A 14,531-nucleotide genomic window follows, 5' to 3' on the forward strand; every position below is an offset into this window, starting at 1 on the left:
CGCCGGTCCCGGCTCCGCCGCAACCCCCACGACGCCCACCTCCTGCCCCGCCCGGCCCGGCGGGATCCGGTCCACGACCGGTCGCTGCAGGTTCTGCTCGGATACCGATGCGTGTGCCGGCGCCCGGCTCCTACGAACCCGGGGCGGTCGCGCCGATGCCCGCCGAACTCGCCGATGCGCCGCACCTGCAGGCACTCAAGCAGAACGTCTCGGCGATCTACCAGCTGCCCGGACGCGCCGAACGTCCGGGCCGCGAGACGATCTCGCTGGCCGGCTCACAGTCGATCGGCCGCACCCCCGACAACGACATCGTCGTCAGCGACGTACTCGCCTCGCGCCATCACGCCCGGGTGCTGTCCCGACCCGACGGTCTGTACATCGAAGACCTGGGAAGCGTCAACGGTACCTATGTCAACGGCCAACGCGTGCAACGGGTTCGGCTGACCGACGGCAATGTCGTCACCATCGGCAACAGCGACTTCGTGGTGTCCGGCGGAAGCCTGATGCGCGGCCAGTCCCAGGATGTGGTCGCCGGTGGCCTTCAGGTCAACGGTGTGAGCCTCGTCGTCGACGGGGGTAAGAAACTCCTGCAGGACGTCGAGTTCTCGGCCCGACCCGGATCGCTGACCGCGGTGATCGGCCCCTCGGGTGCAGGCAAGTCGACGGTCTCGCGCATCGTCGCCGGGCTGAACTCGCCGACCAGCGGGCGGGTCACCTTCGAGAACCGCAGCGTCCACGAGGAATACGACTCGCTGCGCACCCGGATCGGCATGGTGCCGCAGAAGGACGTCCTGCACCACAAGCTCACCCTGCGCCAGGCCCTGCGCTATGCCGCCGAGCTGCGTCTGCCGCCGGATTTGTCGAAAGCCGACCGCGACAACGTGATCAACGGTGTGCTCGCCGAGCTGCAGCTCACCGAGCACGTCGACACACGCGTCGAGAAGCTCTCCGGCGGCCAGCAGAAACGCGCGTCGGTGGCGATGGAACTGCTCACCGGGCCCTCGCTGCTGATCCTCGACGAGCCCACCTCCGGCCTCGATCCGGCCCTCGACCGCCAGGTGATGTCGACGCTGCGCCGCCTCGCCGACGCCGGCCGCGTGGTCCTGGTGGTCACCCACTCGCTGACCTATCTGTCGATGTGCGACCAGGTGCTGCTGCTGGCGCCGGGCGGAAAGACCGCCTACTGCGGACCGCCGACACAGGTCGGTGCCGCGATGGGCACCTCGGACTGGGCGGAGATCTTCGCCTTCGTCGCCGATGCCCCCGACACCGCGCACATGCGCTATTTGCAGGGCAGACGAGCGCCGACACCACCACCACCGCCGCGACCGCCGGGGCCCCCGATACCGGTGCCGCAGACCAGCTTCACGCGACAGTCGAGCACGATCGGTCGCCGGCAGATACGCCTGATCTTCGCCGACGTCGGCTACCTGGCGTTCCTGGTCCTGCTGCCGGTGGTGCTGGGCCTGCTGACGCTGGTCATCCCGGGCAGCGATGGATTCAACGCCAAGATGGCCGCCGACCCCAACCTGATCCCGCCGCGTCCGGCGGCCAAGGACCCGGTCGAGGCGGTGCAGATCCTCGTCGTGCTGGTGGTGGGGGCGGCGTTCATGGGTGCGGCGTTGACGATGCGCGACCTGGTCGGCGAGCGCGACATCTTCGAACGCGAACGGGCGGTCGGGCTGCGACCGGGCGCCTACCTGTGGGCCAAGGTGGTGGTGTTCTTCTGCACCGCGATGCTGCAGAGCGCGGTGATGGTCGCGATCACCTTCGCCGGCCGTGGGCTGCCGCATCTCGGTGGTCCGCTGGTGCCGCCGCCGGTGGCCCTGTTCGTCGCGATCGCCGCGCTGGCGTGCGTGTCGACCCTGGTCGGTCTGGCGATCTCGGCGGCGGTTCGCTCGCAGGAGCAGGCGATGCCACCGCTGGTGATCATCATCATGGTGCAGTTGGTGTTCTGCGGTGGCCTGTTCGCGCTGGACAAGCCCGGCCTACAACAGCTCTCGTGGATCTTCCCGTCGTACTGGGGCTACGTGGCGTCGGCGGGCGCAGTCGATCTGCCCACGATCAATCCCGACGCGACCCAGAAGGTCTCACTCTGGCAGACCTCACCCGCTCACGCCGGACTGGCGTTCGGGGTGCTGCTGGTGATCGCGGTGATCCTGTATGTGTTCACCTATTCGCGTCTGCGGCTCAAGAAGCGCTGAGCCGCAGACGCGGGGGTCTCCGAGCCGTCTCTCTCACCCGCCGGCCGGCGCCGGGTACCGCACGAGTCCGAGTTCGGCGTCGTCGGCGAGCAGCCGCTGGCGCGGCAACACACGCGCGGTGTAACCGAGCACACCGGAACGGTGCGGGGTGATCGTCGTGGTGAAGGCCACCCGACCCGAGGCGTCGGGACCACCGGCCGGGCTCATCGGCGACACGGTCGGCTCGACGATGTCGCCGGCGTCGTCGACCCGACCGAGAACCGCTTCGACCGTCACCTCGTCGGCAGCCATCCCGCCGAGACCGACCTGGGCGGTCAGCTGTAGTTGCCGGGCACCCGGGTCGCCGGACTCGTCGAGCCCCGCGATCATCACCGACGGCCACGCCGCCTCGACGCGCCTGCGATAGGCGGCGAGGTCGCGGGCGGCCGCGTAGTCGTCGGCGACCGCGGCCGTGAATGACTGGGCCGCAGGCGCATACAGCTCGGTGGTGTAGTCACGAACCATCCGGGACGCGAGCACCTTCGGACCGAGAACCGAGAGCGTGTGCCGGACCATCTCGACCCATCGCTCGGGCAGGCCGCTGGTCTCACGCGCGTAGAACAACGGGATGACCGAGTTCTCCAGTAGCGAATACAGTGCCTCGGCCTCGAGGTCGTCGCGCCGGTTCTCGTCGGTGACGCCCTCGGCCGACGGGATGGCCCAGCCGTTCTCGCCGTCGGCCATCTCGTCCCACCATCCGTCGAGGATCGACAGATTCAGGCCGCCGTTGAGCGCCGACTTCATCCCCGAGGTACCGCAGGCCTCCATCGGCCGCACCGGGTTGTTGAGCCAGACGTCGCAGCCGGCGTAGATGTGCCGCGCCATCGAGATGTCGTAATCGGGCAGGAACACGATGCGATCGCGGATCGCCGGGTCCTCGGTGAAACGCACCACCTGCTGGATGAGCGCCTTGCCGCCGTCGTCGGCCGGGTGCGCCTTGCCCGCGATGACCAGTTGCACCGGACGCTGCGGGTCGGTGAGGATGCGCTTGAGACGGTCGGGATCGCGCAGCATGAGCGTGAGCCGCTTGTAGGTCGCGGCGCGGCGCGCGAAGCCGATGGTCAGCACCTCGGGGTCGAAAAGATCAGCGGTCCAGGATAATTCGACCTCACTGAATCCGCGGTCCCGGCCGCTGGCGTGTGCGCGTCGGCGGACCTCGTCGACCAGCCCGCCGCGCAGCGCCTGCCGGGTCTTCCACAGATCGGCCGCCGACAATTCGGCGTACCGGGATGCCGCCGAGTCCTCGTCGGCGCCGACGAGTTCGCGCCAGGGGCGCGCGACCCACGTGAAGCCGTGCACGCCATTGGTGATCGCCCCGATCGGCACCTCGTCGGCGTCGAAGCCCGGCCAGAGCCCGGCGAACATCTCTCGGCTGACCTCGCCGTGCAGCTGCGACACCCCGTTCGACCGCTGGCCGAGCCGAAAACCCATGTGCGCCATGTTGAACACGCCGGGATCACCCTCGTTGCCGAGTTCGAGGACCGTCGCCGCGGACAGGCCGGGCAGCAACCGGGACCCACCACCGGGGTCGGCGTCGAGGTAGAACGAGACCAGGTCCTTGCCGAAACGGTCGATGCCTGCGGGGACCGGGGTGTGGGTGGTGAAGATGTTGGACGCGCGCACCACCGACTCCGCGGAGCCGACGTCGAGGCCCGACTCGACGAGTTCGCGCACGCGTTCGGCGCCGAGGAAGCCCGCATGTCCCTCGTTCATGTGGAACACCGTGGGCTCGGGGCGGCCGGTGGCCGCGATGAAGGCGCGCAGGGCGCGCACCCCGCCGATGCCGAGCAGGATCTCCTGTTTGATCCGATGATCCTGGTCGCCACCGTATAGCCGGTCGGTCACCGAACGCAGTTCGTCGTCGTTGGCCGGGATGTCGGTGTCGAGCAGCAGCAACGGGATCCGGCCCACGGTCGCGACCCAGACCTGGGCGTGCAGGGTGCGTCCGCCGGGCATCGACACGGTCACGTCGACCGGATGCTCGCCGTCGGTCAGCAGGTCCAGCGGCAGCAGCCCCGGATCGTTGACGGGGTATCGCTCGATCTGCCACCCGTCGTGCGAGAGGCTCTGCCGGAAGTAGCCCGAGCGGTAGAACAGGCCGACCCCGATGAGCGGCAGGCCCAGATCCGAGGCCGCCTTGAGATGGTCGCCGGCCAGGATGCCCAGGCCGCCGGAGTAGATCGGCAGCACCTCGGAGATGCCGAATTCCATCGAGAAGTAGGCGATACCCGGGGGCATCGGCACCCCTTCGCGTTCCTGACGACCGAACCACTGCGGTTCGGCCCGATAGGTGTCGAGCTCTGCGCGCAGTGCTTCGAGCCGACCGCGGAAGCCGTCGTCGTCGGCGAGCTCGGCCAGTCGCGCCGGATCGACCTCGGCGAGCAGGCGTAGTGGATCGGCGAAGGACTGCCACAGATCGGGGTCGATCGTGGCGAACAGATCCTGGGTGTCGCTGTGCCACACCCAGCGCAGATTGCGGGCCAGGACGTCGAGGTCGGCGAGCGGGGCCGGGAGCGGTACGCGGACGGTGAACCGGCGGAAGGCTTTCACGGCGTAGACGCTACCGACGTCGGCGACCGGACGCACCGCAAGCGGGGCGGGCGTTCATCAGCTCGTCCCGATCCCGACACAAGGTGCATGCGTGCCGACCAACGATGCCCAGGTGGGTGGGATCGGTGGCGTCGGCCTCCGACCTCTACGCTCGGATGCATGCAGCGAATCATCGGCACCGAGGTCGAGTACGGTATCTCGGCTCCGGGGGACCCGACCGCGAATCCGATCATGACCTCCACCCAGGCGGTGCTGGCCTACGCAGCGGCCGCGGGGGTGCCCCGCGCCAAGCGCACGCGCTGGGATTACGAGGTGGAGTCGCCGCTGCGTGACGCGCGCGGATTCGACCTCGGCCGCGGCTCGGGTCCGGCACCGATCATCGACGCCGACGAGATCGGGGCGGCGAATATGATCCTCACCAACGGCGCGCGCCTCTACGTCGATCACGCCCATCCCGAGTACTCCGCGCCCGAGGTCACCGACCCGATGGATGCGGTGATCTGGGACAAGGCGGGGGAGCGGGTCATGGAGGCCGCCGCACGCCACGTCGCGAGTGTGCCCGGCGCCCCGCGTCTGCAGCTCTACAAGAACAACATCGACGGCAAGGGTGCCTCGTACGGCACCCACGAGAACTATCTGATGAACCGGGAGACCCCGTTCACCGCGGTCATCGGCGGTCTCACGACGTTCTTCGCCTCGCGTCAGGTGATCACCGGCTCCGGCCGCGTCGGCATCGGACAGTCCGGCGACGAGGCGGGATACCAGCTCTCGCAGCGCTCCGACTACATCGAGGTCGAGGTGGGGCTGGAGACCACCCTCAAACGCGGGATCATCAACACCCGCGACGAGCCGCACGCCGACCCGGAACGCTATCGGCGTCTGCACGTCATCATCGGCGACGCGAATCTCGCCGAGACCGCCACCTACCTCAAGGTCGGCACCACCTCGCTGGTGCTCGATCTCATCGAGGCCGGGGTCGATTTCTCCGACCTCGAACTCGCGCGCCCCGTGCAGGCGGTGCACACGATCAGTCACGATCCGAGCCTGGCCGCGACCGTCGCGTTGACCGACGGGCGCGAACTCACCGGCCTGGCGCTGCAGCGTGAGTATCTCGACCGGTGCGTCGGGTTCCACGAGCGGGAACACTCCGACGACGAGCGGGCCATGCACGTCCTGGCCACGTGGGCCGATGTCCTCGACCGTCTCGAACGGGATCCGCTCGAGTGCGCCGACATCCTCGACTGGCCGGCGAAGCTGCGGATCCTGGAGGGCTTCCGGCAGCGCGAGGGCCTCGGCTGGTCGGCGCCTCGCCTGCAGTTGATCGATCTGCAGTACTCCGACGTGCGCCTGGAGAAGGGTCTTTATAACCGGCTCGTCGCGCGCGGATCGATGAAACGTCTGGTCGACGAGGCTCAGGTGACGCGGGCGATCACCGAACCGCCGACCAACACCCGCGCCTACTTCCGTGGTGAGTGCCTGCGACGCTTCGGCGCCGACGTCGCCGCGGCGAGCTGGGATTCGGTGATCTTCGATCTCGGCGGCGACTCGTTGGTGCGTATCCCGACGCTGGAGCCGTTGCGCGGCAGCCGAGCCCACGTGGGCAAGCTCCTCGACTCCGTCGACTCCGCGGCCGACCTCGTCGAGCAGCTCACGACCTGATCGTCGTCGTGTTCCGACCGCCCAGAACGGGTCTGCGCCGGTAGTGTGGTCATACACCAGCGAGCGGGTACGACGACAACCCGTATACGGCTCGGGTGATGGTGGCACGGCGTGTTCGCGTCGCACCGCGATGCAGGAGGAGGAGACCAGTGAGCGCAGCGAGCGACGTCTCCGACGACGAAGAGTGGTGCTCTCGGGCGTGACCACACGCGAAGCCGGAGGCTTCGCCAACACTAAGGAGTGCAGATGGCGCAGGAACAGACCAAGCGCGGCGGCGGCGGGGACGACGACGATCTCGGCTCGGACGGCGGTGCGGGTCAGGAACGTCGCGAGAAGCTGACCGAGGACACCGATGATCTGCTCGACGAGATCGATGACGTGCTCGAGGAGAACGCCGAGGACTTCGTGCGTGCCTATGTCCAGAAGGGCGGCCAGTGAGCGACGGGTTCGATTCACTGTTCCCCAATCCCGTACGGCGACCGGCTCTTTCCCTTGGCGCGGACATCTCTTCGTTCAGTGACTACCTCCGGGTGCACGCTCCGGAGCAGTTGCCGGGGGCGCGAGCACAGCACATGAGTGCCGCCACCGACACCTCCGAGATCCCGCACGGCACCACCATCGTGGCGGTCAGCTATCCGGGCGGGGTGGTGCTCGCCGGCGACCGGCGAGCGACCATGGGCAATCTCATCGCCACGCGGGATGTGCAGAAGGTCTACATCACCGACGAGTATTCGGCGGCCGGTATCGCCGGTACCGCGGGTATCGCGATCGAGATGATCCGGTTGTTCACCGTGGAGCTCGAGCACTACGAGAAGATCGAGGGTGTGCCGCTGACGCTGGACGGCAAGGTGAGCCGGCTGGCCTCGATGGTGCGCGGCAATCTCGGTGCGGCGCTTCAGGGTCTGGCCGCGATCCCGCTGCTGGTCGGTTACGACATCGATCACGACGACCCGACCGAGCGCGGTCGGATCTTCTCCTTCGACGTCGCGGGCGACCGTCACGAGGAGTTCGGCGGATATACCGCCATCGGTTCCGGATCGGTGTTCGCCAAATCGTCGCTGAAGAAGCTCTACCGCCGTGATCTCGACGCCGACGGCGCGCTGGCGGTGGCCGTGGAGGCCCTCTACGACGCTGCCGACGACGACACCGCCACCGGTGGTCCCGACCTGGTTCGCAAGATCTTCCCGCTGGCGGTCGTGGTGGGTGCGCAGGGTGCCCACGAGGTCGACTCGGAGGCCATCGAGGCGGCCGCGCGTGCGATCATCGACCGCCGCGCCGCCGAGCACGAAGGAGATCCGCGGTGACCTTTCCTTATTACGCAAGTGCCGAGCAGATCATGCGCGACCGCTCGGAGTTGGCGCGCAAGGGTATTGCCCGCGGCCGCAGTGTGGTCATCCTGACCTACGCCGACGGTGTGCTGTTCGTCGCGGAGAACCCGTCGAACACGCTGCGCAAGACCAGTGAGATCTACGATCGCATCGGATTTGCCGCCGTCGGTAAGTACAACGAGTTCGAGAGTCTGCGCAAGGCCGGGATCCAGCTCGCGGACATGCGTGGTTACAGCTACGACCGCAACGATGTGTCGGCGCTGAGCCTGGCCAACACCTATGCCAACGCACTCGGATCGGTGTTCACCGAACAGGCCAAGCCCTACGAGGTCGAACTCTGCGTCGCCGAGGTGGCCCGACCCGGTAAGCCGAAGCCCTCGCAGCTGTACCGGATCGGCTACGACGGCTCGATCTCCGACGAGACGCGGTTCCTGGTGATGGGCGGTGCCACCGAATCCATCGCGGCCGCCCTCAAGGACAGCTATGCGGCGGATCTCGATCTCGCGCATGCACTCTCGGTGGCTGTCGCCGCGCTGGCGACCCCCACCGACACGGGTAACGGTGCCGCGGCCACGCCCCGGGAACTCACGCCGGGTGATCTCGAGGTCGCGATCCTCGACCGCAATCGGCCCCGGCGGGCGTTCAAGCGGCTCACCGCCGCACGCGTCGCGGAGTTGCTCGCGAGTGTCGACGGAGCCGGCACCGATGGCGTCGGCACTGATGGCGTCGGCACCTCGGATGAGCCGGGTGAGTCCACCGCGGGTTCCACCGATCCTGCGCCGCAGTGAGCACTTTCTTCCCGGCTGCGGATGGGGATTTCGCGTCGCGCGTCCGGCAGGTCGCCGGGGCGGCGCGCGGGTAGGGTTGATCACGTGCAGCGTCGAATCATGGGCATCGAGACGGAATTCGGTGTCACGTGCACCTTCCACGGTCATCGTCGGCTCAGTCCGGACGAGGTGGCCCGCTATCTGTTCCGGCGGGTTGTCTCGTGGGGCCGGTCGTCGAATGTGTTCCTGCAGAACGGCGCGCGGCTCTACCTCGACGTCGGGTCGCATCCGGAGTACGCGACCGCCGAATGCGACGGTCTGGTCCAGCTGATCAACCACGACCGGGCGGGTGAACTCGTCCTCGAGGATCTGCTGATCGACGCCGAGCAGCGCCTGGCCGACGAGGGCATCGGTGGTGACATCTACCTGTTCAAGAACAACACCGATTCGGCCGGCAACTCCTACGGATGCCACGAGAACTATCTGGTGGTGCGGGCGGGCGAGTTCTCCCGCATCTCCGATGTGCTGTTGCCGTTCCTGGTGACCCGGCAGCTGATCTGCGGCGCGGGGAAGGTGCTGGCCACCCCGAAGGCGGCGACCTTCTGCCTGTCGCAGCGCGCCGAGCACATCTGGGAGGGTGTGTCGTCGGCGACCACGCGCTCCCGCCCGATCATCAACACCCGCGACGAGCCGCACGCCGACGCCGAGAAGTACCGGCGGCTGCACGTCATCGTCGGCGATTCCAACATGGCGGAGATGACGACGCTGCTCAAGGTCGGCTCGGCGGCATTGGTGCTGGAGATGATCGAGGCCGGCGTGGTGTTCCGGGATTTCGCCCTGGACAACCCGATTCGTGCCATCCGCGAGGTCAGCCATGACCCCACGGGGCGTCGCCCGGTCCGGCTCGCCGGTGGTCGGCAGGCCAGCGCCCTGGACATCCAGCGCGAGTATCACGCGCGGGCCGTCGAACACCTGGTGAACCGGCGCCCGGATCCGGAGATGGACATGGTCGTCGATCTGTGGGGCCGGATGCTCGACGCGGTGGAGAGCGGCGACTTCTCCGGGGTGGACACCGAGATCGACTGGGTGATCAAGCGCAAGCTGTTCGAGCGCTACCAGGACCGGTACTCGATGGATCTGTCCGACCCGAAGATCGCGCAACTCGACCTGGCCTTCCACGACATCAAACGCGGTCGCGGTGTCTTCGACGTCCTGTCCCGCAAGGGTCTGGTCCGCCGGATCACCACCGACGAGGCGATCAAGACCGCGGTGAACGAACCGCCGCAGACCACCCGGGCCAAACTGCGTGGCGACTTCATCTCCGCGGCGCAGAAGGCGGGTCGCGATTTCACCGTCGACTGGGTCCACCTCAAACTGAACGATCAGGCGCAACGAACGGTGCTGTGCAAGGACCCGTTCCGGTCGGTCGACGAGCGCGTCGATCGCCTGATCGCGTCCATGTGAGTCGTAGGCTCGACGGGTGGCAACCAAGGTCTCGAAGGTCGAGCGGCTCCTCAATCTGGTGATCTGCCTGCTGGCGACCAAGCAGTTCGTCACCGCCGAGTACATCCGACGCAATGTGGTCGGCTACCACGACGACGGACAGTCGGCCGAGGCATTCAACCGGATGTTCGAACGCGACAAGACCGAGTTGCGGGAGTTGGGCATTCCGCTGGTGACCGGGCCCTCGGCGATGGGGCAGGGGCTCGACGGGTATCGCATCAATCGTGACAGTTACGAGTTGCCCGACATCTCCTTCGACCGGGACGAGGCCGCGGCGATCGCGATGGCGGCCACGCTGTGGGACACCCCGGAGATCTCGGCCATCTCGCAGACCGCGGTCCTCAAGTTGCGGGCCGCAGGGTTCGACGTCCGCGCCGACGACGAGATCGGCGTCTCCGCGGGTGATTCGGCGAGGTCGATGGGCAGTGAGGCGACCCTCGGTGCGTTGTTGCCGGCGATCGAGGCGCAACGCGCGGTGACTTTCACCTACCGGGCCGGATCGGGATCGGTGGGGATGCCGCGGACCCTCGAACCGTGGGGTGTGGTCACCCATCGGGGCCGCTGGTATGTCGTCGGCCACGATCGGGACCGCGCCGACACCCGCACCTTCCGGCTGAGCCGGCTCACCGACGTGACGGCTGTCGGCGAGCCGGGCTCGGTGACCGTCCCCGACGGCACCGATCTGCAGGCGATTGTGGCCTCGGCGGTCGAATCCGCAGCCGGAGCCGACGGCCGTACGGCGCGGGTATGGGTGGCGCATGGGCGCGCCGCGGGCCTACGGCGACATGCGACCGGCCAGACCGCGCAGGACCACGACGGCGAACCCGGCGACATCCTCGACATCGAGATCGGCTCGCTGACCGGTCTCGCGCGGATGGTGCTCGGCGCGGGCGCCGACGCAGTGGTGCTCTCGCCACCGGAACTGAGGCAGATCGTCATCGATGCTCTGGACACCCTGACGCAGGTGAGCGCCTGATGGCCCAGGCTGCACCGTCCCGATTGAGCCGCCTGCTTGCGCTCGTCCCGTATTTCCTTGCCCACGACGGTATCTCGATCGATCAGGCGGCGGCCGATCTCGGGGTGACCGAGCGCCAGCTGACCAAGGACCTCGAGCAACTGTTCGTCTGCGGCCTGCCGGGCTACTACCCGGACGATCTCATCGAGGTCGAGTTCAGTGAGGGACACGTACACGTCGGATTCACCGCGGGGATGGACCGGCCGTTGCGGCTCACCCCGACCGAGGCCAGCATCCTGCTGGTGGCATTGCGTGCGCTCGTCGACACCCCGGGTGTTCTCGACCGCGAAGCGGCCGGGCGGGCCATCGCCAAGATCGAGCAGGCGGTCGGCGCCCCGGCACCCGGTGCCGCGGGCGGTTCCGGACTCGCACCTCTCACCTCGGCCTCGGGCGACGACCTCACCGAGTCACCCCGTTATCGCATCGTTCGGGAGGCGGTGCGGTCGAGCCGTGCCCTGGCGTTGAACTACTACTCGGCGAGCCGCGACGTGGTGACCCGGCGGATCATCGACCCGATCTCGCTGCAGGCCGTCGACGGTCACACCTATCTGCAGGCGTGGTGCCGCGAGAGCGAGGGCGTCCGGCTGTTCCGCTTCGACCGGATCGACGAGGCGGTGATGCTCGACGAACCGGCCGCACCGCCCGATCAGGCACGCCACACCGTGCAGTCGCCGATTCTCACCGAGAACCCGGACCTTCCGTCGGTGGACATCGAGATCGACTCCTCGGAGTTGTGGATTCTCGACTACTACACCGTCGAACCACTCGAACCGATCGAGAATCGGCCCGATCCGTCCGCGCCGGTCCGGGCTCGCCTGGTCTACGGCTCGGCGGACTGGTTGACCCGCTTCCTCCTCGGATTCGGTGGGCGTGTGCGCGTCGTCGACGACGCCGACATGGCGACGGCGATCGGCGTCGAGGCCGCGCGCGCCCGGGCTCGCTATACGACCGGCCCGGCGGGGGCGTGATCACGAGTCGTCGCACTTGCGGTGACGGGCGGCCCGGGGTGCGGGGTACGATGGCGCTCGGGCCGAGAAATGACGGGGAAAGGTAGTTCAATGGGTGCAATGTCATGGTGGCACTGGGTCATCGTGCTGGTGGTTCTGGTGCTGTTGTTCGGATCGAAGAAGCTGCCCGACGCCGCACGCGGACTCGGCCAGTCACTGCGGATCTTCAAGAGCGAAGTGCAGGAGATGCAGAAGGACGGGGAGACCCGACCGACCGCAGCCGAACCCGCCCCGCCGCGTGAACTGCCGACCTCCTCGGAGACGCCGACGCACAACGCGGCCGCTCCGAACGCGCCGGCCGACAACACGAAGAAGTCCGCCTAGGCGCGTACGGCGTGCGGATCCCACTCGACCCGCGTAAGCGACAACGCAAGCTCAACCCCGACGGCACCATGCCGTTGGTCGAGCATCTGCAGGAGCTTCGGTACCGACTCCTCGTGGCGATGGCGGCCATCGTCGTCACCACGATCGTCGGCTTCATCTGGTACTCGCACGGCATCCCCGGCATCTCATCCCTCGGCGATCTGCTGCGCGAACCCTACTGTTCGTTGCCGCCGTCGACCCGGGCGACGCTGACCGCCGACGGTAGCTGTCGGCTCCTCGCGACCGGCCCCTTCGACCAGTTCATGTTGCGTCTGAAGGTCGCGCTGACCGCCGGCATGGTGCTGGCCTGCCCCGTCTGGCTGTATCAGATCTGGCAGTTCGTGACCCCCGGCCTGCACGCCAACGAACGCAAGTACGCGATGAGTTTCGTCTCCGCGGCGGCGGTGTTGTTCGTCGGTGGCGCCGTGATGGCGTACCTGGTGGTGGCCAAGGCTTTTCACTTCCTGTTGACCGTCGGTAACGACGTGCAGGTGACCGCTCTGGCCGGTGACCAGTACTTCGGCTTCATGATCCACCTGCTGATCATCTTCGGCGTGAGCTTCGAACTCCCGCTGCTCATCGTCGCGCTCAACCTCGTCGGGGTCGTCAGCTATCAGAAGCTCAAGACGTGGCGTCGCGGGCTCATCTTCACCATGTTCGTCTTCGCGGCGATCGTCACCCCCGGCCAGGACCCGTTCACGATGCTGTCGTTGTCCCTGGCGTTGACGGTGCTGCTCGAGGTCGCCATCCAGATCGCCCGCGTCAACGATCGCCGCAAGACCCGCCGCACCCAGGAGTGGGACGCCTTGTCCGACGACCAGGCCAGCACGATCCCCGCGCCGTCCGCGCCGCCGGTGGCCTCGCGGCTGGAGCCGGCCGTCGGCGTGAGCACCGGGAGCCGCCCCACCGAGCAGGGCACGCCGCGTGCCCGGGTGCGCGACGCATCCAGCTTCGACGACATCCTCTGACCCACCGACCTCTCACCGGCCACGTCTCACCGGGCCACGACGGAGCTGCACAGAGAGCACCGATGGCCTCGAAGGTGACATGCTGGTGTCGATGACTTCCTCGGACCGGCTCGACGCCCCCTCCGCCACCGCGGGTTCGGCGTTCGACACCTTCGTCGCCCGCCTGGACTTCCGTCTCGACGATTTCCAGATCCGCGCCTGCCACGCTCTGGAGAGCGGCCACGGCGTCCTCGTCTGTGCCCCCACCGGTGCGGGCAAGACCATCGTCGGTGAGTTCGCCGTGCACCTGGCGCTCGCGTCGGGCAGCAAGTGTTTCTACACCACGCCGATCAAGGCATTGAGCAACCAGAAGTACGCCGACCTGGTCGCGGTGCACGGTGCCGCGTCGGTCGGGCTGCTCACCGGCGACACCTCGATCAACTCCGACGCGCCGGTGGTGGTGATGACCACCGAGGTCGTGCGCAACATGATCTACGCGAATTCGCCGGCGCTGAACGGCTTGTCGCATGTGGTGATGGACGAGGTGCACTTCCTCGCCGACCGGTTCCGCGGCGCGGTGTGGGAAGAGGTCATCCTGCATCTCGAGCCCTCGGTACGGGTGGTCAGCCTGTCGGCGACGGTGAGCAACGCCGAGGAGTTCGGCGAGTGGATCCAAACGGTCCGAGGCGACACCACGGTCATCGTCGACGATCACCGGCCGGTGCCGCTGACCCAACACATGCTGGTCGGCAGCCGCCTGTTCGATCTGTTCGACTCCCGCGGTGCGGCAGGTGATCATCGGCCGAAGGTCAATCCCGAGTTGAAGCGTTTCATCCGCCACCGGATGCTCCTCGACGACGACGATGACCAGCGCGGGCGCCGCGGGCGTGGCCGTCCCCGACGCAAGCCGGGTCCGCCCCGGCCGCAGGTCGTCGCACGTTTGGAGAAGGAAGGTCTGCTGCCCGCGATCGGGTTCATCTTCTCCCGTGCCGGTTGTGACGGCGCGCTGGCGCAGTGTCTGCGGTCGGGTCTGAACCTGCTCACCCCCGATCAGGTCGCGGCGGTGGACGACGTGGTGGATCGGCATCTGACCGAACTCTCACCCGCCGATGCCGATGTCCTCGGTGTCGACGAGTGGCGGGGGGGGGG

General features: G+C 67.9%; 12 protein-coding genes. 11 read left to right on the forward strand and 1 reads right to left on the reverse strand.

Annotated features, from left to right (window positions below):
* On the forward strand, nucleotides 1-2,204 hold a 2,204-nt coding region (locus tag B1964_RS10420; protein ID WP_079929714.1), incomplete at its 5' end, for an ATP-binding cassette domain-containing protein.
* A 33-nt stretch (nucleotides 2,205-2,237) separates the two neighbouring features.
* On the opposite strand, the gene glgP is transcribed toward B1964_RS10420, so the two are convergent.
* Nucleotides 2,238-4,793: an alpha-glucan family phosphorylase gene (glgP, locus tag B1964_RS10425; RefSeq protein WP_172398807.1), complete on the reverse strand. Its 2,556-nt coding sequence runs from the start codon at nucleotides 4,791-4,793 to the stop codon at nucleotides 2,238-2,240.
* 159 nt (nucleotides 4,794-4,952) lie between these two features.
* Between glgP and dop the strand changes: the two genes are divergently transcribed.
* The 10 genes from dop to B1964_RS10475 form a co-directional block, all read left to right on the forward strand.
* Entirely contained in the window at nucleotides 4,953-6,452 is a 1,500-nt protein-coding gene (gene dop / locus B1964_RS10430) for a depupylase/deamidase Dop (RefSeq protein ID WP_006370158.1), read from the forward strand.
* A gap of 246 nt (nucleotides 6,453-6,698) precedes the next feature.
* Nucleotides 6,699-6,890 (forward strand): ubiquitin-like protein Pup, encoded by a 192-nt coding sequence (locus tag B1964_RS10435; RefSeq protein ID WP_006370159.1) that lies wholly within the window; start codon nucleotides 6,699-6,701, stop codon nucleotides 6,888-6,890.
* Complete coding sequence (gene prcB / locus B1964_RS10440; protein WP_006370160.1) at nucleotides 6,887-7,756, forward strand: proteasome subunit beta; 870 nt, start codon at nucleotides 6,887-6,889, stop codon at nucleotides 7,754-7,756. Before B1964_RS10435 ends, prcB begins: the two co-directional genes overlap by 4 nt.
* Nucleotides 7,753-8,568 (forward strand): proteasome subunit alpha, encoded by an 816-nt coding sequence (gene prcA / locus B1964_RS10445; RefSeq protein ID WP_006370161.1) that lies wholly within the window; start codon nucleotides 7,753-7,755, stop codon nucleotides 8,566-8,568. Before prcB ends, prcA begins: the two co-directional genes overlap by 4 nt.
* An 84-nt stretch (nucleotides 8,569-8,652) precedes the next feature.
* The gene (pafA, locus tag B1964_RS10450) at nucleotides 8,653-10,011 is read left to right on the forward strand and encodes a Pup--protein ligase (protein ID WP_014360026.1); all 1,359 of its coding nucleotides are present in this window, start codon (nucleotides 8,653-8,655) and stop codon (nucleotides 10,009-10,011) included.
* 16 nt (nucleotides 10,012-10,027) lie between these two features.
* On the forward strand, nucleotides 10,028-11,026 hold the full coding sequence (locus B1964_RS10455; protein WP_006370166.1) for a WYL domain-containing protein: 999 nt from the start codon (nucleotides 10,028-10,030) through the stop codon (nucleotides 11,024-11,026).
* On the forward strand, nucleotides 11,026-12,033 hold the full coding sequence (locus B1964_RS10460; RefSeq protein WP_079929712.1) for a WYL domain-containing protein: 1,008 nt from the start codon (nucleotides 11,026-11,028) through the stop codon (nucleotides 12,031-12,033). The genes B1964_RS10455 and B1964_RS10460 overlap by 1 nt, the downstream gene beginning before the upstream one ends.
* A gap of 90 nt (nucleotides 12,034-12,123) precedes the next feature.
* Nucleotides 12,124-12,396: a Sec-independent protein translocase subunit TatA gene (gene tatA / locus B1964_RS10465; RefSeq protein ID WP_014360029.1), complete on the forward strand. Its 273-nt coding sequence runs from the start codon at nucleotides 12,124-12,126 to the stop codon at nucleotides 12,394-12,396.
* An 11-nt stretch (nucleotides 12,397-12,407) separates the two neighbouring features.
* Entirely contained in the window at nucleotides 12,408-13,403 is a 996-nt protein-coding gene (gene tatC / locus B1964_RS10470; protein ID WP_079929713.1) for a twin-arginine translocase subunit TatC, read from the forward strand.
* Nucleotides 13,404-13,494: 91 nt separating this feature from the next.
* The coding region (locus tag B1964_RS10475; protein ID WP_172398808.1) for a DEAD/DEAH box helicase at nucleotides 13,495-14,531 on the forward strand (1,037 nt) is incomplete at its 3' end.

This window comes from Gordonia sp. i37 (assembly GCF_002043085.1).
In the GTDB taxonomy this organism is placed as follows: Bacteria; Actinomycetota; Actinomycetes; order Mycobacteriales; family Mycobacteriaceae; genus Gordonia; species Gordonia polyisoprenivorans.